Source organism: Ruegeria sp. YKSF070 (assembly GCF_059612725.1).
In genome coordinates, this window is sequence record NZ_JBXWRD010000039.1 from 1 (window position 1) to 21,953 (window position 21,953).

General features: G+C 63.6%; 23 protein-coding genes and 1 pseudogene. 8 read left to right on the forward strand and 16 right to left on the reverse strand.

The features are described 5' to 3' along the window. Positions 1-62: 62 nt before the first annotated feature. On the forward strand, positions 63-1,094 hold the full coding sequence (locus tag AC2FL1_RS17230; RefSeq protein WP_496829759.1) for a DUF1214 domain-containing protein: 1,032 nt from the start codon (positions 63-65) through the stop codon (positions 1,092-1,094). Positions 1,095-1,167: 73 nt separating this feature from the next. Beyond that, positions 1,168-1,842 carry a lipid-binding SYLF domain-containing protein gene (locus AC2FL1_RS17235; protein ID WP_496829757.1) on the forward strand — a complete coding sequence of 225 codons (675 nt, stop codon included), beginning with the start codon at positions 1,168-1,170 and terminating at the stop codon, positions 1,840-1,842. A gap of 115 nt (positions 1,843-1,957) precedes the next feature. Here AC2FL1_RS17235 and AC2FL1_RS17240 read toward each other — a convergent pair. From AC2FL1_RS17240 to AC2FL1_RS17310, 15 genes and pseudogenes are all read right to left on the reverse strand, one after another. Then, positions 1,958-2,224, reverse strand: a pseudogene (locus AC2FL1_RS17240) (IS630 family transposase); the annotation flags it as partial. Continuing rightward, positions 2,191-2,319 (reverse strand): hypothetical protein, encoded by a 129-nt coding sequence (locus AC2FL1_RS17245; RefSeq protein WP_496829796.1) that lies wholly within the window; start codon positions 2,317-2,319, stop codon positions 2,191-2,193. The gene AC2FL1_RS17245 and the pseudogene AC2FL1_RS17240, both read right to left, overlap by 34 nt. A gap of 152 nt (positions 2,320-2,471) precedes the next feature. After that, positions 2,472-3,107 (reverse strand): ChrR family anti-sigma-E factor, encoded by a 636-nt coding sequence (locus tag AC2FL1_RS17250; RefSeq protein ID WP_496829754.1) that lies wholly within the window; start codon positions 3,105-3,107, stop codon positions 2,472-2,474. Beyond that, complete coding sequence (locus tag AC2FL1_RS17255) at positions 3,108-3,809, reverse strand: sigma-70 family RNA polymerase sigma factor (RefSeq protein WP_496829752.1); 702 nt, start codon at positions 3,807-3,809, stop codon at positions 3,108-3,110. 46 nt (positions 3,810-3,855) lie between these two features. Continuing rightward, complete coding sequence (locus AC2FL1_RS17260; RefSeq protein WP_496877745.1) at positions 3,856-5,007, reverse strand: aminotransferase; 1,152 nt, start codon at positions 5,005-5,007, stop codon at positions 3,856-3,858. Between the two features lie 193 nt (positions 5,008-5,200). Further along, positions 5,201-5,476 (reverse strand): hypothetical protein, encoded by a 276-nt coding sequence (locus tag AC2FL1_RS17265; RefSeq protein WP_496829747.1) that lies wholly within the window; start codon positions 5,474-5,476, stop codon positions 5,201-5,203. Continuing rightward, a complete protein-coding gene (locus AC2FL1_RS17270; protein ID WP_496877746.1) occupies positions 5,433-7,070 on the reverse strand; it encodes a cytochrome D1 domain-containing protein in 1,638 nt (545 codons plus the stop codon). Before AC2FL1_RS17270 ends, AC2FL1_RS17265 begins: the two co-directional genes overlap by 44 nt. Next, positions 7,045-8,256 carry a heme d1 biosynthesis radical SAM protein NirJ gene (gene nirJ / locus AC2FL1_RS17275; protein WP_496877747.1) on the reverse strand — a complete coding sequence of 404 codons (1,212 nt, stop codon included), beginning with the start codon at positions 8,254-8,256 and terminating at the stop codon, positions 7,045-7,047. The genes AC2FL1_RS17270 and nirJ overlap by 26 nt, the downstream gene beginning before the upstream one ends. Before the next feature lies 1 nt (position 8,257). Beyond that, entirely contained in the window at positions 8,258-8,740 is a 483-nt protein-coding gene (ahbB, locus tag AC2FL1_RS17280) for a siroheme decarboxylase subunit beta (protein WP_496877748.1), read from the reverse strand. Next, positions 8,737-9,186, reverse strand: a complete 450-nt coding sequence (locus AC2FL1_RS17285; RefSeq protein WP_496877749.1) for an Lrp/AsnC family transcriptional regulator — start codon at positions 9,184-9,186, stop codon at positions 8,737-8,739. Before AC2FL1_RS17285 ends, ahbB (AC2FL1_RS17280) begins: the two co-directional genes overlap by 4 nt. Then, complete coding sequence (gene ahbB / locus AC2FL1_RS17290) at positions 9,183-10,175, reverse strand: siroheme decarboxylase subunit beta (RefSeq protein ID WP_496877750.1); 993 nt, start codon at positions 10,173-10,175, stop codon at positions 9,183-9,185. Before ahbB (AC2FL1_RS17290) ends, AC2FL1_RS17285 begins: the two co-directional genes overlap by 4 nt. A gap of 5 nt (positions 10,176-10,180) precedes the next feature. Then, positions 10,181-11,326 carry a cytochrome D1 domain-containing protein gene (locus AC2FL1_RS17295; protein ID WP_496877751.1) on the reverse strand — a complete coding sequence of 382 codons (1,146 nt, stop codon included), beginning with the start codon at positions 11,324-11,326 and terminating at the stop codon, positions 10,181-10,183. After that, positions 11,323-11,682 carry a c-type cytochrome gene (locus tag AC2FL1_RS17300; protein ID WP_496877752.1) on the reverse strand — a complete coding sequence of 120 codons (360 nt, stop codon included), beginning with the start codon at positions 11,680-11,682 and terminating at the stop codon, positions 11,323-11,325. Before AC2FL1_RS17300 ends, AC2FL1_RS17295 begins: the two co-directional genes overlap by 4 nt. Continuing rightward, positions 11,675-12,448, reverse strand: a complete 774-nt coding sequence (gene cobA, locus AC2FL1_RS17305; protein ID WP_496877753.1) for a uroporphyrinogen-III C-methyltransferase — start codon at positions 12,446-12,448, stop codon at positions 11,675-11,677. The genes AC2FL1_RS17300 and cobA overlap by 8 nt, the downstream gene beginning before the upstream one ends. Positions 12,449-12,537: 89 nt before the next feature. After that, entirely contained in the window at positions 12,538-14,283 is a 1,746-nt protein-coding gene (locus AC2FL1_RS17310; RefSeq protein WP_496877754.1) for a cytochrome D1 domain-containing protein, read from the reverse strand. A 162-nt stretch (positions 14,284-14,445) separates the two neighbouring features. On the opposite strand from AC2FL1_RS17310, the gene AC2FL1_RS17315 reads away from it, so the two are divergent. Next, complete coding sequence (locus AC2FL1_RS17315) at positions 14,446-15,618, forward strand: NnrS family protein (protein WP_496877755.1); 1,173 nt, start codon at positions 14,446-14,448, stop codon at positions 15,616-15,618. A 10-nt stretch (positions 15,619-15,628) separates the two neighbouring features. On the opposite strand, the gene AC2FL1_RS17320 is transcribed toward AC2FL1_RS17315, so the two are convergent. Beyond that, positions 15,629-16,597 (reverse strand): zinc transporter ZntB, encoded by a 969-nt coding sequence (locus tag AC2FL1_RS17320; protein WP_496829725.1) that lies wholly within the window; start codon positions 16,595-16,597, stop codon positions 15,629-15,631. Between the two features lie 225 nt (positions 16,598-16,822). On the opposite strand from AC2FL1_RS17320, the gene AC2FL1_RS17325 reads away from it, so the two are divergent. From AC2FL1_RS17325 to AC2FL1_RS17345, 5 genes are read left to right on the forward strand one after another with little or no spacing between them, the layout of a single operon-like run. Continuing rightward, on the forward strand, positions 16,823-17,275 hold the full coding sequence (locus AC2FL1_RS17325; RefSeq protein ID WP_234140177.1) for a c-type cytochrome: 453 nt from the start codon (positions 16,823-16,825) through the stop codon (positions 17,273-17,275). Between the two features lie 15 nt (positions 17,276-17,290). Then, the gene (locus AC2FL1_RS17330; protein ID WP_496877756.1) at positions 17,291-18,658 is read left to right on the forward strand and encodes a cbb3-type cytochrome c oxidase subunit I; all 1,368 of its coding nucleotides are present in this window, start codon (positions 17,291-17,293) and stop codon (positions 18,656-18,658) included. A gap of 5 nt (positions 18,659-18,663) precedes the next feature. Further along, positions 18,664-19,473, forward strand: coding sequence for a CbbQ/NirQ/NorQ/GpvN family protein (locus AC2FL1_RS17335; RefSeq protein ID WP_496877766.1), 810 nt, complete (start codon positions 18,664-18,666; stop codon positions 19,471-19,473). Positions 19,474-19,481: 8 nt separating this feature from the next. Further along, positions 19,482-21,404 carry a nitric oxide reductase activation protein NorD gene (locus tag AC2FL1_RS17340; RefSeq protein ID WP_496877757.1) on the forward strand — a complete coding sequence of 641 codons (1,923 nt, stop codon included), beginning with the start codon at positions 19,482-19,484 and terminating at the stop codon, positions 21,402-21,404. Continuing rightward, positions 21,401-21,949 (forward strand): cytochrome c oxidase subunit 3, encoded by a 549-nt coding sequence (locus tag AC2FL1_RS17345; protein ID WP_496829717.1) that lies wholly within the window; start codon positions 21,401-21,403, stop codon positions 21,947-21,949. The genes AC2FL1_RS17340 and AC2FL1_RS17345 overlap by 4 nt, the downstream gene beginning before the upstream one ends. Positions 21,950-21,953: the final 4 nt, after the last annotated feature.

The window sequence follows — 21,953 nt, forward strand, 5'->3', positions numbered from 1 at the left end:
GCTTATCGTCTGAAATGTCGGGAAAGAAACTCGCCAGAGAATTCCAGAGGAGAACCAGACACATGAAAACCTACTTCAAATCCAGGACTGCCGGTTTGGCGGCATTGTTGCTGAGCGCGTCGATCGCGCTGCCTGTCGCCGCGGCCGAAAGGGTCACCGTCGACAACTTCGAGCGCGCCGAAACCGACAGAACCATGCGCGACTATGTCGAGTTGGGCGGTTTCGGGCAGTTCTACCACATCCGCAACCCGGTCCCGATCGACGCGCAGGCGGTGGTCCGGATGCAGGTCGACACGCTCTATTCCTTCGGCGTGTTCGATCTGACCAATCCGGTCACGATCACGCTGCCGGATCCGGGTGAGCGCTTCATGTCGGCGCTGATCATCAATCAGGATCATTCGATGATCCCCGTCGAATACGCGCCGGCGGAAATCACCCTGACGCAGGAACAGATCGGCACCCGCTACGTCATCGTCGCGCTGCGCACCTTCATGGCCGCGACCGACCAGGAAGACATCGCCAAGGCGAACGCGCTGCAGGATCAGGTCAAGGTGAGCCAGGCTGACGTGGGCAACTTCGATGTGCCCGAATGGGACATGGACTCGCTTCTCAAGGTTCGCAACGCTCTCGCAGTTCTGGCTTCGACCGTATCGGACACCAAGGAGTTCTTCGGCGACCGCTCCAGGCTCGACCCGCTGAAATTCAAGATGGGCACGGCGGCCGGCTGGGGTGGCAACCCGAAGGAAGCCGCGATCTACTTCTCGCATTCGCCTACCGTGAACGACGGCACGACGCCCTATTCTGTGACGGTCAAGGACGTTCCGCTGGGTGACAAGGGCTTCTGGTCGATCACGATCTACGGCGAGGACAACTACATGAAGCCGAACGATCTAAACCGGGTTGCCCTGAACAACATCACCGCCGAGAAGAACGCGGATGGCAGCATCACGATCAATGCCGGCGGCTGTGAAGACGGGCGCATCAACTGCATCCCGATCACCGAAGGTTGGAACTACGTGGCACGGACCTATCGCCCCATGCCCGAGATCATTTCGGGTGAATGGGTCTTTCCGGAAATGCAGCCCGCTGAGTGAAATTCGTATTTCCTTGTTTGGCTGCACGTTGCTCTTGACCTACAACGTTCAGCCCGTCTGCCATCGGTAAAACATGAAGAACTATTCCATGAAAACAGCGCTCGTGTTGCTTCTCGTAACGATGTGTACCGCACCCGTATGCGCGCAAGGCCTTCTGGACAGCGTCAAGAAAGGTGCGGACAAAGTTGGTGAGGTCGCGAAAAAGGGAGCGGATGCCGTCGGAGACGCCGTGGAGTCAACCAGCGACCTCGTGCGCAATGAAGAAACGCCTGAAGCGACAAGAGCCAAACTTGATACGATGGCAAGCGAGGTCCTGGCGCAATTGCTAAGTGAAAACGCTGAAGCTGCCAGAGCCTACGAAATCAGTGCCGGCCATGCGGTTTTTGATATGCGTCGCGTTTCCGTTTTCCCGCTCTCGGCTGGCTATGGCCGCGGTGTTGCCGTTTCGCCGGAGGGCGGCCGGACGTACATGCAGATGGGAACTGGAGGTGTTGGCGCTGCTTTCGGGATTGGCGGTTTTGAATCGCAATTCGTTGTCATGTTTGAGACACCGGTCGACTTCGAACGGTTTGTAAAAAATGGTTACGAGGCGTCAGCAGATGCGGGCGCAATGCAAGGAGACCAACGAACGACGACTGAGGCCAATTTCACGGACGGGCGGTCGTTCTTTGTGCTGAGCAAAACAGGATGGCGCATCAACGCCAATGCTTCGGGAACAAAGTATTGGCAAGATGAGGAGCTGAACTGAGTACAGTTTTCCAACTCAGATCAAGGCTGCTGCATCCGTGAGAAGCACAGAAAGAGCGCTTCCGGTTCGGGGTCGTTGCCTCCACCTGATAGTTTTCGTCAGATTTTGGTGGGGTTTAGAGGGGTGAAGCCAAGGCTTGAACCCTTCGGTTTCGGGCAGCAAAGATGTCGTCGGGTTTGGCACGCCCGACGAATGGCTTGGCCTCGGTTGTGCTGCGTTAGGTGATGAAGCGGTTGAAGGCGGCCTGCAGGTCGACGACCAAATGGAACACGCCATGCTTGAGCCTGCGTCGCCACAGTTTGGCGAAGACTCCCTCGACCACGTTCAGCAAGGAGGGCGATGTCAAGACTAAGTGAAACGTCCAGCGCGGATGCCGCGCCAGACGCAGGTCTTGGACTTGGCCGTGATTGCCATGATCGAAGTTGTTCCGGCACCATCGGCGTTCAGAAGCACGTTGCGGCAACGCAAGACATGCATTTGCGGCGAGGGCGGGTTCGAAATGACCGCCTCAAGTCAGGACCTGTCCTCGCTTGAGACTTTGAACGAATTTCCTGTGCGCTTCAGTATGCCTCGCACAGCCAATGCCGGAACGGACTCCCAATTCGGGCTCCTTCGTCGCATTGGCTCCACTAGATCCTGAACAAAGGTTGCAGCAGCCTTGGCACCAGTGCGTTGAACCGCAAGGGCGCATCCGTCGCAGCAAGGCAGATGCACGGGTCTCCGGCATCGGCAACAGGTGTGTGCTCCAGATCCTCGTCACCGATCTCGACGTCGCCCACGGCAAAACGCCCGGCTTCGTCGCTGAAACTGCCCTGCAGGACAAGCGTCAACTCCAGCCCGTTGTGGCTGTGATCCGGCACCGCCTGTCCGGCCGGAATATATAGCAGCCGCGCCGATCCGCCATCGCCCTCGAACAGGATGCTTTGCCTGACACCCATGCCAAGCGTTTTCCACCGGGGTGCTCCACCTTTGAGGGCTTGCATCACGGGGCCGGGGTAAATCCCGGTGGCATCATAGACCGGTTCAGGTGTGACCGGCTCATCCAGCAGGGCCAAGACATTTGCCTTCAGGTCGCCTGTAATGCTGGCCCGTTCGGACTGTTCCAGCAAAGCGCCACCAGCGCTTTGATGCGCGCCCAGAGCCGCCTGGCATTCGCGACAAAACGACAGATGGCTGGCCACGACCATGGAAAACGCATGCGATAGGTTGCCAGCCGCATAGGCGGCGATCATCGAGTCGGGGATATGGTGGGTGATTGCAGACATTCAGCGCAATCCTTTCAATTCTTTCCGAAGCTGCCCCAGTCCAAGCCGAATGCGGGATTTGACTGTCCCAAGGGGAAGCCCGGTCTGCGCGCTGATCTCCTGATGAGTCAGTTCGCCGATATAGGCCTTTTCGATCATTTCTTTCTGATCCGGTTGAAGCAGCGCGATCGCCTGCTTCAGCTTTTCGGTTTCCTGTTCGAGCGCCAGGATCTGGCTTGCATCATCCTCGGGTTCGGGCGCTTCGCCCAGCTCGTCCGGGATTGGACGCTGCTCTTTCCTGACAATGTCGATATGCCGGTTCCGGGCAATCTGATAGATCCAGGCCGAGGCTTGTGCCTTGCGCGGATCGAATTGTGCCGCCTTCCGCCATATCGTGAGCATTACATCCTGCACGATTTCCTCTGCCAGCGCAGAGCTTGCACCGGAGCGCATGACAAAACCCTTTAGCCGGGGCGCAAGATGGTCGAACAGGTCGCCGAACGCGGCCCGGTCCCGCTGGTCTCGGACCGCAAGCAGCCAAACGGTCAACTGTGAATAACTGGTGTTGTCGGACAATACTGCCTTGCCTCTCGGGAACACCCTTTTCAGAGCGCCCGTGCCGGTTTCTTTTTTCACGTCCAGTGTCACCATGGAAGGGATACGGGTAAAGCCCCAAACTGGATCAGCCGCGTCGCGAAAATTTTCGCGCCACCATGTCAGCACGGATGTCACCCCTGCTTGAGGGTGTCCATACCGGCTCTGTCCGCGGTCACGTTTTCACGGGCGCAGCTGTCCGCTCGGCCCGCAGGCGCGTCAGGAAGGTGCTGACCCGTGCCAGCCCTTCGGTCAGGATCCGGGGGTCGTTGGCATAGCCGATGCGCAGCCAGCCCTCGATATGCAAGGCCGAACCGGGGGTCAACATCACCCCGGTCTCCTCCAGCAGGCGGACGCAGAAATCGCGCGAAGGCATGTCGAAATCGTATTTCAACAGCGCGGTGGTGCCGGCGCGCGGGCGGACCCAAGAGATATCGGGCTCGCGGTCGACCCAGTCGGCCAGAATCTCGATATTGCCACGAGTGATGCGGTGGCTGCGTTCAAGGATTCGATCCTTGGCCTCGAGCGCCATGGCGGCGAAATAGTCGTCCAGCATGCCGACGCTGATAGTGTTGTAATCGCGATGGATCGACACGGCCGAGATCACCTCGGGGTTGGCGGCGATCCAGCCCAACCGCAGACCGGCCAGAGAAAAGGTCTTGGACATGCCGCCGACGCTGATGCCGCGTTCGTAGAGATCGGCGATGGCCGGGGCAAAGCCATCACCCTGATGGTTGGTGCCGCGATAGACCTCGTCGCACAGGATCCAGGTGCCGTGCGGGCGGGCCAGCGCGATGACCTCTTGCAACAGGTCATGTTCCATCAACGCCCCGGTGGGGTTGTTGGGGTTGGCGAAGGCGATCAGCCGGGTTTCGGGCCGGATCAACGCGGCCAATTCCGCCATGTCCGGGAGAAAGCCGTTCTCGGGTCGCAGATCCAAGATGTCGACCGTGGCACCATAGCTTTCGGGGATCGAATAGTGCTGTTGATAGGTTGGGCGGATGGCGATCACGTGATCGCCCGGTTCGACCAGGGTTTCATGCACCAGCGCATTCGCACCGATGGCCCCATGGGTCACCACGATGTTCTGGCGTTTCTGGTTGCGATAGAGGGTCGAGATCGCATCACGCAGCCGGTCGGAGCCTTCAATGGCGCCATAAGTCATCTTCATCGCGCGTAGGTCGCTCATCACGTCGTCATTGCGACCGGCCAGTTCCAGCAGTTCGCCGATGTCGAGCGACGCCACGCAGGTTTCGGCCAGGTTATAGGCGCAGTGGTTTTCGAATTCGTTCATCCAGATTTCGACGCCAAAGGGGTCTATGCGCATGGCTGGCCTTTCTTTCGGTCTGCTCGGCGGTCCGGTCCGCAGGACAGAGTTCCCAGATTTCGACGCCGCTGGCAATCTCAACCAGGGTCGGGATCAGGGTCAGACCGTTGACATAGGGAGAGGGGTTCCGTTTTCCGGGCCGGAAAACGGAACGGAAAATTTGCAATTTTCCGATGCCTCGCCGAAAGGTCGATCAGCTTTCGGCCTCGTCCAGCAGGCGCCGCAACCAGCGTCCGGCCAGCCAGCTGGCCGGAATACCCAGCGGCAGCGACCAGAGGAGCGCTGCCACCGGCCCCAAGGGCGTGCCCCCCAGCACGCGCAGCATCAGCGCCGCCATGAACAGGTTGATCGCCACCGTGGCCGTCACCGCCGGCCACAGCAGCAGCGCCAGTTTCCAGACCGGCCAGCGGCCCTCGATGCCCGGCTCAGTGGCTAGTGCCTTCGGAGAAGGTGATCTTGTTCCAGACATTGTATTTCCCCGAGGGTTTCTTCATCGGCAGGCGGAGCAACTCTTCAAGCGTCGTCGCATCATAGACGATGACCGCGCCATCCTCTTCCCAGACCGAAACAAGTGCATGTTTGCCGTCACGGGTGAACTCCACATGTGCCACCGTCTTGCCCGGCGCCGGGCGCAGGGTGCGCACGATCTCGAGGCTCTGCTTGTCGATCACATGCATCGCGTCCTTGTTGGGGCCAAAGAACACATCGGCCCAGAAATAGGGGGTGTTCTCGTGACTGCGCAGGAAAAATCCGGGACCTTCGGTCTGGATCGTCGCGATGCGGGTCCAGTTTTCGGTGTCGATGACGCTCAGTTTGCCCTCTTTCAGATGCGGCGTGGCCATCACCCGGCGCCCGTCGCGCGCCCAGCTGATGCCCGAGCCCAGATGCGGCATGCCCTCCAGCGGCAGTTCGGCAATCTCGCGCCCGACGTTCAGGTTCACCACCACCCCGCGCACCCCGTCGCGCGCGGCGCCGATCAGGTTGCGGTAATCGTCGGAGAAAAAGAAATCGTCGAGCGGTTCGGATATCTCGATCCGGCGCCGGGCGAACAGGCCCTCGGAGGAGGCGATCGCCTCGACCATCCCTTTTTCGCGGGAATGAATGAAGCCCTCGTAAACCGGGTCGGCGTTGGGGTCGGTCGCCACCTCCCAGATCTCGGGCGCGTCCTTGAGCGCCAGGATAAAGCTCTGGCGTTGCGGCGCCTGATAGACGGCCGAGACCCGGCTGGGCGTGCCATCCTTGGCGGTCACCTTCATGACCCTCGCCACCGACAGATCCTCGGTGCTCAGCAGCGTCAGCGACATCGGCAGGTAATTGGCCACGGCCAGCCATTTGCCGTCATGGCTCATGGCGATGTTGCGGCTGTTGAGCCCCGCGCGCACCCGGCCCACCTGTTGCAACGACCAGAGGTCATACTTCTGCACCCAGCCGTCGCGCGACATGATGAAGACATAACGCCCGTCCGGGCTGAACTTGGGCCCGCCATGCACGGCAAAGGGCGTCTCGAACCGGTCGAGAATGTCGAAGGTGTCGCCATCCAGCACGCTGACATGATGATCGCCGGTTTCCACCACCAGGGTGATGTTCATCGGATCGGCGTCCCAGACCGGTGCGGCAGCAGTCACATAGTCGCTGTCGAGCGTCCGGCTTGCCATGATCTCACCCTCGCCCCAGGCGGGGATATCGGCCAGCGGCTCTTTCACATACTCCGCCAGCGCGGCGATAGCCGCTTCGTCAAGCGTGTCCGAGAACCCCGGCATCTGGGTCGCTGTTCGGCCCTCGCGGATCACGGTGGCCACTTTCGGCCCGCGCATCCGGCCCAGCGTCTCGGGGATCAGCGCCGGGCCAAGCCCACCCAGCCGCCCCGCGCCATGGCAGCTGGCGCAATGCTCTGCGTAGTCCTCGGCCGGTCCCGCCGCCAGCGGACCCGCCAGCAAAAGGGCACAGACCCCATATTTCACTTTGCTCCATATACTCCCGCCGGAGGCTCCTTCGCGCGCGGCAGGCACAGCGGATGCGGCCCCGCATATGCGGTTGTCAAAAGAACTGATGCGCCGGGTCATGTCTCTTTCCTCGGAACGGGGTGACGGTCAGGCGGTCCGAACCCGTCACGCCGATCTCGGCATCCGACAGGTAGCAGGCCGGGTCCTCGGCCCAGGGATCGCCGGTCAGCTGCAAGGCGCGGATGCGGGTATTGCCGCCGCAGACATCCTTGAGCGTGCAAGCGCCGCAGCGGCCCTTGAGCGGGCGGGGGCGGGTGCGCAGCAGCGCCAGCATCGGGTCATCCCCGGTCCAGAGCTGAGAGAACGGCGCCGTCTTCACATTGCCGACGGTGTAGTCGGACCAATAGGTATCGGGATGCACCCGGCCCAGATTGTCGATATTGGCCACGCCCAGCCCGCTGGAATTGCCACCCCAAGCGGCCAGATGGGCGCGGATATGCGCCACTTTCGCGGCATCGAAATTGCGCCGCACCCAGTCCAGGAAATAGCCCGCGTCGGCGTCGTTGTTGCCGGTCACGATATCCAGAGGCATATCCTCGGCCGCGGCCACCCAGGCGCGGTCCAGCAGCAGGTCCATCGCGTGGCGGGTACGCAGATGCGCGGCATCCTCGCGCCGGTTCTTGTCGCCGCGCCCGGCATAGACCAGATGGCTGAGATAGAACTTGTCCACGCCCTCGTCATCGCAGAGCTGAAGCAGATCGGGCAGATGGTGCTGGGTGCCCTCGGTCAGGCAGAAGCGCAGGCCAACCTTGATGCCGCGCTTCTTGCATTCGCGCACCCCGCGCAAGGCATCACCAAAGGCGCCCTCGACGCCGCGGAACCAGTCGTTGGTGGCGCCGATCCCATCGAGCGAGATACCCACATAGCTGAAGCCGACATCGGCGATGCGGTCGGCGGTTTCACGGTGGATCCGGGTGCCGTTGGTCGACAGCGCCAGCATCGGCACCAATTGGCGCGCTCGGGTGGCGATGTCGAAAAAATCGAACCGGTCCAGCGGCTCGCCTCCCGACAGGATGATCGCGGGCACCTTGAACCGGCCCAGATCCTCCAGCGTCTCCATCGCCTGTTCGTGGGTCAGCTCGCCGGGAAAATCCACATCCGCCGATACGGTATAACAGTGGCGGCATTTCAGGTTGCAGCGCCGGGTCAGGTTCCAGATCACCACCGGTTTCACCGGGCCGGGACGGCGCTGGCGCACCGGGGTTGGTGCGATCAGCTGGTGCATGTATTCGGTGAGCCGGAACATGTCAGTTCCTTTCCTTCAGACGCAGCCCGGTCTTTTTCAGGATGCGGGTGGAATAGAGGATGTCATGCCCCCGGCAGGCGGTGCCCAGCAGGGCGGCGATTTCGCTGCGCTTGGCCTCGACCTCGTCCCGGTCGGCGCCATGCACCATGGCAAACAGGTTATAGGGCCAGTCGGGCAGGGCGCGGGGGCGTTCATAGCAATGGGTGACAAAGGGCAGCGCGCCCACGCGCGCGCCCAGATCGGAGATGCGGGCATCGTCCACGTCCCAGACGGTCATGCCATTGGAGGTCATGCCCAGCTTGTAGTGGTTGGGCGCAGCGGCGATGCGACGGATCACGCCGCGCGCCTTCAGGGCGGCGATACGTTCCATCAGTTCGGGTTCGGGCAGGGCCAGGTCGGTGGCGACCCGGGCAAAGGGGGCGGACACCAGCGGCAGGCCCTCCTGCATGGCCGCGATAATGCGTCTGTCTGTCTCGTCGATCATGCCGCCACCCGGAAGCCGATGAAGAATTCCTGAAATTTCGGAAAGCGCAGGACCGCAATCCCGGTTTCCGTCTCGATCGCATCGGCGGTGGCCGCGATCCCCTGGGGGGTTTCGGTGGCCAGCACGAACCACATGTTCAGCCGGTGCGTGCGTTCATAATTATGCGCCACCTCCGGGTGGGCATTGACTTTGGTCAGGACACTTTCGAGTTCCGCCTCGGGCACCGCCATTGCACACAGGCAAAAGGCCCCGCCCATGGCGGCGGCGTCGAAAAACGGGCCGAAACGGGTGATCAACCGTGCCGCCTTCATCCGGGTCAGCCGCTCCAGCAATTCACCCTCGGCAAGACCCAGTTCGGCGGCAACGGCGGCATAGGGATGCGCCGTCAGCGGCAGATCCTCCTGCATGCGGTTGAGGATGCGGCGGTCGGTTGCGTCGGGGGTCATGCGGCCTCCTCCTTGCGGGGTTTGATCAGCGCGCCGGTCTGTTTGAAACAGCGGGTCGAGAACAGCACCTTGTGCGGGGCACCGACCAGTTCGGGCAGGGCCATGGCGCTGTCCAGCACCGCCAGCGCCTCGCGGCGCGAGCGGGCGTGGATCATGGAATAGAGCCGGTAGGGCCAGACACCCGGTACCGGGCGTCGCTCGTAGCAAAGGGTCACGCCGGGATGCGCGGCCAACACCGGACCGGCGAGATCAACACTCTCGGAGGGCAGGTCCCAGACTACCATCGCGTTCGACGACCATCCAAGCGCCCGATGCCGCACGATGACCCCAAGGCGCGAGATCACCCCGGCCTGCTGCAACAGTGCGATCCGCTCCATTGCCTCGCCCGGGTTCAGGCCCAGCCGGGCCGCAAGCCCGGCATAGGGTGTGGGAACCAGCGGCAGGCCCTGGGTCAGCGCCTGCAACAGGTCGGTATCGCCGGGTCGCAGCACGCTGGCATCTACCACCCTTCGTGTAGGAACACGTGGCGTTCTGGCGCCCATGCGAAAACCCAGATCGACGTTGAAGGGCCGCAGCAAGGGCAGATCGAGCACCCGCAGCCCGCTGGCCGCTCCGATCCGCGCCAGTGTTGCGTCCACATGCACCCGGTCGGGTCCGGTGGCGACGAACCAGAGGTTCCAGTCATCCTCGCGCTGGTAATTGTGGTTCACTCCCGGCTCGGCGCCGATCATCCCGGCGATCTCTTCGATCCGGTCCTCGGGGGCGGCAACCGCGGCGAGGGTGCTGGCAGAGGCGCTGCCGGGCGCGATGGTGGCACCCACCCGCGTGATCCGCCCCGCCGCCTGCATCCGGGCAAGGCGGGTGATGACCTCGTGCTCCGAGACGCCCAGCTGTTCGGCCAGGCCCAGGAACGGGCGGTCGGTGATGGGAAAATCGCGCTGCCAGTCATCCAGTAGGGCGCGGTCGACGGGATCGGTGATCTGGCACATGCGCGTCACAGCCCCGTCCGATGGGCGCGCGCGGTAAAGAAGATGCCCGACGGGCTGTCTGCCTCGATTTCGCGCAGTTTCTCAAAGGTGCGGGTGTCGTAGACCATCACCTTGCCCGCGTCGCGAACGCTGATCCAGACCTCGTGCCCGCGCGGCGTGAATTCCATATGCAGCACGGCGGGGCCGGGTTTGAACTGGTGGATCACCTCTTTGCTGACCGTGTCGATAACCTGAATGGTGTCGTTCAGCGGATGGGCAAAGTTGACCCAGACCTGCCGCCCGTCGGGCCGCGCCATGGCGAATACCGGCTGGCCATGGGTGGTGGTGCGCCCGGTCTCGGTCAATGTGTCGGCATCGACCCACAGGACCTGCGCGTGGCCCACGGCGGGCAGCACGAATTCGCGGCCTGTCAGCGCCCAGCCTTCGAGATGCGGCATCTTGTAGACCGGCATTTCCTGCTCACCCCGGCCATAGCCGGGTAGAACGCGGATCGGCTGGGGCGTCTCGTCCCACAGGTCAAGCGCGGTCAGCCCGTCCTCGCCAAAAAGGCCGGTGATATAGGTGCGGCCATTGCCGGTGATCAGCGCGTCATAGGGATTCTTGCCCATGCCGGGGATGGTGGTGATCTGCGGTGGCGTTTGGGTGAAGTCGGTGATCCATGTCTCGCCCGTATCCCAGACGGTAAATACGAACCGACGGCCCGGCGCATCTACCAGCCCGATGGTCTTGCCGCCAGTGGGGATGTCGGCAACCATCTCCAGCGTGTCGGCGTCAAAGACGCGCACGCCGCCCGGTTCGTAGTTGGACACGGCCACCAGTCGCCCATCGTCGGATATGGCGCCGCCGATGGCATTGCCCGATTGCAGGACACGGTTCACGATCTGGCGGGTGGTGATATCGAGTTTGGTCAACCCGCCGTCGCGACCGAACACATAGGCGAAGCGTTCGTCGGGGGAATAGACCAGCGAGGCATGCGAGAGATCGCCCAGCCCCTCGATCCGGGCGAGCGCGGCGCGGTCGGACTGATCGACCAGCAGGACCGAGCCGGTGGCCCGTTCGATCACCAGGCCCAGATCGCCGGTGGCAACTGTCTGGGCGCCGGCGGTGCCCGCCATCAGCGCAGCGACAAGGGTCAGGACAAGCGGTTTCATCTGGCCTCCGGGTCTTGCAGGTAACGGGCGATCCATTCGGCCTCTTCCTCGGTCAGAAGCGGGCGCCAAGGGGGCATGGCGGTGTCGGGGATGCCGTCCAGAATGACGCCGGTCAGCACCTCGCGGTCGAAATGGCCGAGCGCCTCGGGCCGGATATCGGGGCCAAGCCCGCCCTTGAGGGTCAGCCCGTGGCACGAGCCGCAATCCTGCTGCACCAGCCGCCTGAGCGCGTCCGGGTCGAGGGTTTCGGCGGCAAAGGCGGTGGTGGCCAGAAATGCGGCAACGGTCAGCAGGGCCCTGCCCGTTCCGACTGCGGTACCGCTCTGAAAGCGGGGGAAGAAGCTGGTGTCAGCCATGGGCCACCGCCTGTTCCAGCAGATCGGTAACCGGCTGCTCGGCATAAAGCGAGACCACCTTGCCGATGATAAAGAGGGTCGGCGCCTCAAGCGCCGCCGTGCGCGCATCCGCCGCGATCCGGTCAAGCCGCGACAGCAGGCGGCGTTCACCCGGCGTGGTGGCGCGGCTGATCGCCAGAACCGGAGTAGTGGCGGGCAGGTTCTCGGTCATCAGTCCGATCGCGATCTGGCCAATATTGGCCACGCCCATATAGACCACCAGCGTGGTGTCGGGATCGGCCAGGCGTTTCCAGTCGAGGTCTAGCACCTGACCCGCCTGCCGGTGGCCTGTGACATACTGCACGCCTGTCGCCAGACCACGATGGGTCAGCGGCACGCCGCTCGCGCTCGAGGCCCCCTGCGCGGCGGTGATACCGGGAGCGTAGTCGACCCGCACCCCGTGGGCCATGAGAAAGGCCGCCTCTTCCGAGCCGCGGCCAAAGATCATCGGGTCGCCACCCTTGAGCCGGGCCACCACATGGCCCGCACGGGCCTCTTCCAGCAGGATCCGGTTGATCCGGTCCTGCGGCACGGGATGGCATTTGGGCGACTTGCCCACCGGGATCATCCGGGCCCCATTGGGTGCCATGGCCACGATGCGGGGATCGACCAGCCGGTCATAGACCACCACCTGGGCCTCTTGCAGCAGGCGCAGGGCGCGCAGGGTGAGCAGTTCGGGATCTCCTGGTCCTGCTCCGATCAGGTGGACATGTCCGGTGAGTGTCATGGCGTGCTCCGTCAGGTTGGGGCTGGCGAGAGAGGGGAAGGGGATGGGCGGGCCCCGGGACGCAACCGGGCCCGCCCGACGGACCGGCGTCAGTAGACGTCGGACCGGGTGTTGTAGACGTTGAACTTGCCGGTCGGAGTGATCAGGCGCGGGTCCTTGATCACGGCCTTGAGTTCCAGCGTCTTGTCGTCGACAACGACGATGGCGCTTTCCAGGTCCTTGGCGTTCCAGACCGAGAACCAGATCTCGTTGCCTTCCTGGTTGAACTCGCCCTGCACGACGCGGGGCTGGCCCTCGCCGATCTCGGCCCATTCCACGATCGGAAGAACGGTGTATTCCGGCTCTTCCTGTGCCAGATCACCCAGTTTGAAGACCGCGACCGAGCCCGAGATTTCCGCATCCGGGTTCAGCGGCGCATCGACATAAAGGTGTTCCGAGGTCGGGTGCGATTTCACGAAGAGCGAACCGCCGCCCTGGGCATAGAGGGTCTGCACGACCTTCCAGGCGTTGTCCGGATGCCCTTCGGGGTCGGTGCCGATCAGCGCGACGGTCTCATCCCCCAGGTGCGAGGTTGCCCAGACCGGACCATAGGTCGGGTGCATCAGGTTGGCGCCCCGGCCCGGGTGCGGTGTCTGGCCGCCGGTCTCGACCAGCGCGGTCAGGGTGCTGTCCTTGGTGTCAACCACGGCCACCTTGCCACGGGCGTTGGCCGCAACCAGGAAGTACCGCTTGGAACTGTCGAACCCGCCATCATGCAAAAAGCGTTCGGCCTCGATCTCGGTCACCTTCAGGTTCTTGATGTCCGAATAGTCGATCATCAGGATCTTGCCGGTTTCCTTAACGTTGACGATGAACTCGGGGTTGTAGTGCGACGCCACGATGGAGGCCACGCGCGGTTCGGGGTGATAGCTTTGATCGTCATAGACCATGCCGCGGGTCGACTTGATCTTGAGCGGCTCAAGCGTATCGCCGTCCATGATCACGTATTGCGGCGGCCAGTAGGAACCGGCGATGGCATATTTGTCCTCGAACCCCTTGAACTTCGAGGTCTCGATCGAGCGCGCTTCGGAGCCGACCTTGATCTGGGCCACGGTGGCGGGGGTTTCCATCCACAGGTCGATCATGTTCACAAGCGCGTCGCGCCCGATCACGAACAGATAGCGGCCCGAGGCCGAGATCCGGCTGATATGCACCGCGTAACCGGTGTCGATCACCGCGTGGATCTTGTAGCTGGCACCGTCGATCAGAGCAACCTGACCCGAGTCGCGCAAGGTGACCGAGAACAGGTTGTCGATGTCGATATCGTTCATCTTCTCGGTCGGGCGATCCTCGGGCGCGACCAGCACTTTCCAGGTCTCGCGCATCTCGGCCATGCCGAATTCCGGCGGCGAGGCCGGATCGAGCAGGATGTAGCGCGCCATGATGTCGATTTCTTCTTCGCTCATCTCACCCGACGTGCCCCAGTTGGGCATCCCGGCGGGCGAGCCGTAGGTGATGAAATCGCGCAGGTATTCATAGCCCACGTCACGGGTGATGTCGGTGGTCAGCGGCTTGCCGGTGGCACCTTTGCGCAGCACGCCGTGGCAACCGGCGCAACGTTCGAAATAGATCTTGTTACCGATGTTGTATTCTTCCTGGGTCATCACCGGGTCGCCTTCGCGACGGCCAGGAATTTCCAGGTTCAGGGCACCAAGGGTGGTCATGCTGGGCTGATAGGCGGCGCCGGCATCCGACCCGTGGCTGTCCTGAGCGGCAACCATGGGTGCGGCCAGGCCCAGGGCCATGGCGGCACTGGTCAGAAGCAGGGTTCTGCGAATGGCGGGGGTTGGTTTCATAACGGTATCTCCGTCGAAGGCTGGTGAGGCATGACCGACTCTGGCAGCCCTCGCAGGGCGGCTCCTTGACTTTCGTTAAGGTCACGCATTGTCGTCGCCGCTAGCGTGGTGGAACTGAGCGAACGGATCCCGCGCGCAACGCATGCGGGCAGGAGGCAAGAGATGACCGCGCTGGCGCGACTTTTTTCCGAAGGGTTTCGGGTATTTTTCCTCGCGGCGGGCCTTTACGGCCTGTTCGCCGGGGCGATCTGGGTTCTTTTTCTTGCAGGCGACGGACCTGCGCTGGCGCAGGTGCCCAGTCAGTGGCACGCCCATGAGATGGTGTTCGGCTATGCCACCGCCGCGCTTGGGGGGTTCTTTCTGACAGCAGTGCCCAACTGGACCGGCGCGCCCGGCGCGCGTCAGAGCTTCATCGCGCTGGCGGCGGGGCTGTGGCTGGCCGGGCGGTTGGCGGTCTGGTACGCGGGCGCACTGCCGCCGGTCTGGGTGGCATTGCTTGATCTGGCCTTTCTGCCGGTGCTGTCGCTCAAGATCGTGACCCAGCTGCTGAAACGACCCAAGCCGCAGAACCTGATGTTCCTTTTGTTCCTGGCCTATCTGTGGGCCGCGAATCTGTGGTTGCATCTGGACTGGATCGGCACAGGCTATGGCGATGCCGAAACCGGGCTGCGCGCCGGTCTGGCGGTGCTGTGTGCGCTGATTTCGGTGCTGGGCGGGCGGATCACCCCGGCCTTTACCCGCAACGCGATGAAACGCGCAGGCGTGACCGAAACGCTTTGGCCCGTCAGCCGGGCGCTGCTCGAACGGGCGGCGGTGGTGTTGGCCCTGCTGCTGCCGGGCATGGTGCTTGGCGGCGCGCCTGCGGGGCTGAGTGGCAAGGTCGCGCTGGCCTTTGGCGTGGTGCAGGCGCTGCGGCTGATGCGCTGGGGCGGACTCTGGTGCCTGTCGCAGCCGATCCTGTGGGCGCTTCACCTGGCGCTGGCGATGCTGGCGGCGGGCATGATCCTGTGGGGGCTGGCCGGGCTGGGCCTGGGCAACGAACTGGCGGCATTGCATCTGCTGGGCATCGGCTGTGTCGGCGGCATGACGCTGGCGGTGATGAGCCGCGCGGCGCTTGGTCATTCCGGCCGTCCGCTGGTGGCGCCGGGACCGATGGTGCTGGGCTATGGGCTGATGGCGGCAGCGGCGCTGACGCGTTGGGCGGGCTCCGGCGTCGAAGCGCTTTACCTTCCGGCTATGCTGCTCGCGGGGTTGTTGTGGACGGCCGCGTTCACTACCTATCTTGCGGCGATGTGGCCAGCGCTGATTGGTCCGCGCGCGGGTTCCGCCGGATAAGGCGGTCGGCTCACAGCCATCTCAGCAGCCGGAACAGCAACACGATGGCAAGGCCCAGCAGGGCCGAGGCGCCAGCCAGCAGCCAGAAGGCCAGCGGTGATCCGGTGCCCGGCATACCCGCGATATTGACCCCGAAAAGACCGGTGAGAAACCCAAGCGGCAGGAACACGGCGGCCACCACCGACAAAACGAAACTGTTGCGGCCCAGCAGACGCACCTGTTCCGAGGCGATCTGATCCTGCACCGCGGCCAGCCGGTCGCGGGTCGCATCCAGTTCCTCGATGGTGCGACGGGTGCGATCGACAGCTTCGCGCAGCAGAACCAGCCCGGCGGGATCGAACAGCCCGGCCTCATTGCGCAAGAGCGCATCCAGCGCCTCGCGCTGTGGATGCAGATAGCGGCGCAGCTTGATTGCCTCCAGTCGCAGCGCGCTGAGCTTGTCATTCACGTCACCGGCGCCTTCCAGCGCCTCTTCCTCAATCCCGTCGGTCCGGTCGTCCAGTTCCAGCGAAACGATCTCGATCCTGTGCGACAGTCCGTGCAGCAACTCGGACAGAAACAGGGCGATACTGTCCGGCCCGCGCCCGCTGTCGGATTGCTGGCGCAATTCATCCGTGGCGCGGATACGGCGGATGCGGGCGGTGACGACAAGAGAGGGCGTCACCCAGAGCCGCAGCGAAACCATGTCTTCGCGCGCCGATCCCGGGTTCAGGTTGACGCCGCGCAGGTTGAGCAGGATGCCATCGGCCAGCGGGTCGCAGCGGGGACGGGTCTCGGTCTGGGTCAGTGCGCTGGCGGCAACCGGTGGAAGATGCGCACGAAGCCAGTCGGCGCTGGCGGGGTCCGAAAGGTCGAGATGCAGCCAGCGAAACCCGGTGCCCGCGACGGGCGCAGGCGCCGGCCAACTCTCGGTGACGGGGCTGGCATGACCAGCGTCGAAATCGAACGCGTGGATTGGGGCGAGGATTTTTGCGGGCATGGTGATCGGCCTGTTTTGCACCAAGAGTGACCCGCACCCGCACCCGCTGTCCAGCGTAAATGCGGGCAGTTTCTCCGCCATTTCGGGCGCCCTCGCTGGGTGTCACAACGAGGCCCGCAAGGGCCGATGAGCCGCATTCGGCGCCAGTCTTGACTTTGGTTAAGGCATCTTTCTCCCCGCCCGCCATTGTCGCCCCATCAGAAACGCGGCGCAAAGGAGAGCGCGATGCGCGAAGTCATGACCAAAAGCATGGCCCGCAACATATTCTATGGCGGGTCCCTCTTCTTCATCCTCATCTTCCTGGCCCTGTCGGCCCATTCCCACCTGTATATCAGGTCGACTTCGACCAATGCCGAAACGCTGACCGCCAGTGTCGCCGACGGCAAACATGTCTGGGAGAAACACGCCTGCATCAACTGCCATTCGATCCTGGGCGAGGGTGCCTATTTCGCCCCGGAACTGGGCAACGTGATGACGCGCTGGGGGGTGCAGGACGATCCCGATGCCGCCTTTGAGATGCTCAAGGGCTGGATGGAGGCACAACCCACCGGCATCGAAGGCCGCCGCCAGATGCCGCGCTTCGACCTCAGCGACACGGAGATGCGGAACCTGTCCGATTTCCTGCTGTGGACGAACACGATCGACACCCAGGGCTGGCCCCCCAACGACGCCGGCTGAGAAGGGAGCACAGAGATGAAATACGAATCCCAGAAAATCGCCCTCGTCTACTTTGCCGTAGCGATGGGCCTGTTTGCGATCCAGGTGCTGGGCGGTCTGCTCGCCGGCTGGATCTATGTGGCCCCCAACACGCTGAGCGAGCTGTTGCCGTTCAACATCGTGCGGATGCTGCACACCAACTCACTCATCGTCTGGCTGATCCTCGGATTCTTCGGGGCGGCCTATTTCCTGATCCCCGAAGAGGCCGAGCGCGAGATCCACTCGACCAAACTGGCCTATATCCAGCTGGCGATCCTGGTTCTGGGCACGCTGGGCGTGGTTGTGACCTATGTGTTCAACCTGTTCGAGGGCCACTGGCTCTTGGGCAAAGAGGGGCGCGAGTTCATCGAACAGCCCAAATGGGTCAAGGCGGGCATCGTCGTGGCGGCGCTGATCTTCCTCTTCAACGTCTCGATGACGGTGCTGAAGGGCAAGAAGACCGCGATCACGAACATCCTGCTTCTGGGCCTCTGGGGTCTGGCGCTCTTGTTCCTGTTCAGCTTCTACAACCCGTCGAACCTGGCGCTGGACAAGCAGTACTGGTGGTACATCGTGCACCTCTGGGTCGAAGGCGTGTGGGAGCTGATCATGGCCTCGATCCTGGCCTATCTGATGCTGAAACTGACCGGCGTAGACCGTGAAGTGGTCGAGAAATGGCTGTATGTCATCGTCGCCGCCGCGCTGTTCTCGGGCATTCTGGGCACTGGCCACCACTATTACTGGATCGGGACGCCGGGGTACTGGCAGTGGATCGGGTCGATCTTCTCCTCGCTCGAGGTCATCCCCTTCTTCGCGATGATGGCCTTTGCCTTTGTCATGGTCTGGAAGGGCCGCCGGGACCACCCGAACAAGGCCGCTCTGCTGTGGTCGCTGGGATGTGCCACGCTCGCCTTCTTTGGCGCCGGGGTCTGGGGCTTCCTGCACACGCTGCACGGGGTGAACTATTACACCCACGGCACCCAGATCACCGCCGCCCACGGGCACCTGGCGTTCTTTGGGGCCTACGTGTCGCTGAACCTGGCGATCTTCAGCTATGCGATGCCGATCCTGTTGAACCGCGATCCCTATAACCAGGTGCTCAACATGGCGTCCTTCTGGCTGATGAGCAGCGGCATGGTCTTCATGACCTTCGTGCTGACCTTTGCCGGCACCATCCAGACCCACCTGCAACGGGTCATGGGCGACTACTTCATGGACGTGCAGGACCAGGTGGCGATCTTCTACTGGATGCGCTTTGGCTCTGGTCTGGTGGTGGTGATCGGTGCGCTGCTGTTCATCTATGCCATGTGGGTGCCGCGCAAGGAAATCATCGCACGCGGCGCAACTGAAGCACCGGCCGAGTAATGGATATGGATGGAACAATGAACATCGGAACGGGGGCGGCAGACGCCCCCTTCTACCTCGCCCAGGGTGATGAATGCGATATCTTCACTGCCGCTTATGACAACAATCTGCCGGTCTTGCTGAAGGGGCCGACGGGCTGCGGCAAGACCCGGTTTGTGGCCCATATGGCGGCAAAACTGGGGCGGCCGCTTTACACCGTAGCCTGTCATGACGATCTGGCCGCCGCCGATCTGATCGGGCGCTATCTGCTCAAGGGTGGCGAGACGGTCTGGGTCGACGGGCCGCTGACCCGCGCGGTGCGCGAGGGGGCGATCTGTTACCTCGACGAGGTGGTCGAGGCCCGCAAGGACGTGACCGTTGTGCTGCACCCGCTGACCGATGATCGCCGCATCCTGCCGATCGACCGTACCGGCGAAGAGCTGGAAGCCGCACCCGGCTTCATGCTGGTCGCATCCTACAACCCCGGTTACCAGAACATCCTCAAGACCCTGAAACCCTCGACCCGGCAACGCTTTCTGTCGCTGGAATTCGACTTCCCCGCGCCCGAGTTGGAGGCGCGCGTCGTGTCGCAGGAAAGCGGCCTGTCGCTGGAGCGGTGCAAGCCGCTGATCCGGTTGGCGGGCAAGCTGCGCGGGCTCAAGGGTCAGGATCTGGAGGAAGGGGTCTCTACCCGCCTCGTTGTCTATGCCGCGACCCTGATCGCGCAGGGCATGCCGACCGAACGCGCCATCCTGGCCGCCATGGTCGAACCTCTCACAGATGACGAGGATATCAAACGCGGGCTCCTCGATCTGACCACCGCCGTCTTTGGGTGAGGCCGGCGATGGTCCAGATCGACTTCGAGCCATGGGAACCCGAGGAGACAATCGGGAAACTGTGGCATAGCCTTGCCAGCCGTCTCGACGCACCATTGGTGCACGAAGGAGCCGCGGTCGACCTGTCAGAGGTCGCGGGACGGCTGGCCGTTCTTTTCCGGGGTCTGGGTGGCAGCGCCGGGGTCGAGCTGCGCCCGGTCTCGCCCGAGATCTCGCGCCACCGGTTGAGTTGGCGCCGCCGTCTGGGCACCGAGGCCGAGGCGCTGCCACGTGCCAGTTTCGACGGCGAGGTGCTGCGCCTGCCGGACCGGCTGGCGGTGTTCCCGATGCGCGCGGCCAACGGGGCGCTTTATGTCTGGTTGGCCGCCGCCACCGCCCATGCCGGCACCCGTGTCGAAGAGGATGACCCGCTACGCGCCGATCTGCGGACGCTGTCAGCGGCACAGGCAATGGTGGCGGCAACGTTATCCGACGCACCCGGCCTGCGCCCGCTTTACGCCGAACTGTGCAAGGGCCTGTTACAGCAGCGCGACCTGCCGAACCTACCCCCTGCCGAGGCCGCGGTCGAAGAGTTGATCCGCCAGATGCTGGGCGACCCGCAACCGCTCTCGACGCGGGCTGCGCAGTTTCAGGCGATGGACGAGACCCTCACCGCCCCGCGCGGCTATCAGCCATTTCGCCCGGTGCCGCTCTGGCCCGAGCTGCGCGCAGTGGCCCTGTCCGAACATCACGAGGCCGAAAGCCGCGATACCGAGGGGCCGCCCGAGGAATCGGGCGAAAAGACCCACCGCGCCCGGCGCCGCAAATCCGACATGGCCGCGCGCCACGACAGTTTCATCCTGCACAAGTTCGAAGCGATCCTGAGCTGGGCCGAGTTCCTGAACCTCAACCGCCGGGTCGATGACGATGATCCCGACAATGCCAAAAAGGCCGCCGACGATCAGGACGAGATCGGTTTGGGTCAGATTTCCAAGGCGCCGCCGACGCGGCTGAAACTGCATCTGGATCTCGCACCCGAAGATGTGGACCGCGAGCGGCTGTCGGGCCGGGTGCTTTATCCCGAATGGGACGTGCGCACCGGTGCCTATCTGCCCGACCATGTCAATGTCCTGACCTCCGAGGCCGAGATCCGTGGCGGTGTCGAGGCCTTTACCCATGATCCGGCCACCGCGCGCCGAATCCGCGCGGTCAAGCGCCAGTTCGAGGCATTACGCCCGGGCCGGATGATGACGCGCGGCCATCTGGACGGCGACCAGCTGGATGTCGAGGCCGCCGTGCGCGGCCACCTGGACCGGCTCGCCAATGGCGAGGGCAGCGAGCGCATCTGGATGCAGTCGCGCCCGGTGGCGCGCGATCTAGCGGTGTCGATCCTGCTCGATGTCTCGCGCTCGACCGAAAGCGCGGTCTCGGGCCGCGCGGTGATCGACATCGAACGCGAGGCGCTGGCGGCGCTGGCCTGGGGGCTGGATGCCTGCGGCGACGATTTCGCCATCCACGCCTTCAGCTCGCTGAAACGCGCGCGGGTCTATGTGCAGCGCTGCAAGGGATTCGGCGAGGCGATGAGCACACAGGTCGAGGCGCGTATCGCCTCGCTGCGACCCGGCTTCTACACCCGGCTTGGCGCCGCGATCCGCCATGCCTCGGCCGATCTGGCCGGGCAGGGGCGCAAGCGGCGGCTGCTGTTGGTGATCACCGATGGCAAGCCCAACGATCTGGACCACTACGAGGGCCGCCACGGCATCGAAGATACCGCCATGGCGGTGCGCGAGGCGCGCCGCGCCGGACAATCGGTGTTTGGTGTCACCATCGATAAATCCGGTAAAAGCTGGTTCCCCCGCATGTTCGGGCAGGGCGGATTTGCCGTGATCCCCGACCCCCACCGGCTGACACTGGCCCTGCCGCAGATCTATCGGCATCTGGTCGGGGCATGAACGAGCGTTCGCTGATCGACGAGTTGCCGGGCGAACTCATGATGTGGGTTCTGATCCTGTCCGAGCTATTGGTGTTCGGTGCCGGGCTGGTGGCGTTGCTGGCGGTACGGCTGAGCGATCCGGCAGGCTTTGCCGAGGCGCAGGACCATCTCCACCGCACTGGGGCCGCTCTCAACACCTTGGTGCTGGTCACGTCGGGTTACCTCGCGGCTTGTGCGCTCCATTGGCGCCGCGCGGGTCTGCGCGCACGGCCGAGGTGGGCCTTGGCGGGCGCGGCGGCGCTGGGGGCGCTGTTTCTGGTGATCAAGGGCGCGGAATATGCCGGCAAGGCGGCCCAGGGGATCAGCTATGACTCTCATCCGTTTTTCATGTTCTACTATCTGCTGACCGGGTTTCACGCGGCGCATGTTCTGGCCGGGGTCGCGATCCTGCTGCTGGTGGCCTGGCGCGATGCGCCTCGCAATATCGAGGCGGGCGCGCAGTTCTGGCATATGGTCGATCTTGTCTGGGTCTTGCTCTACCCGGTCGTCTATCTGGCAGGGTAAGGGG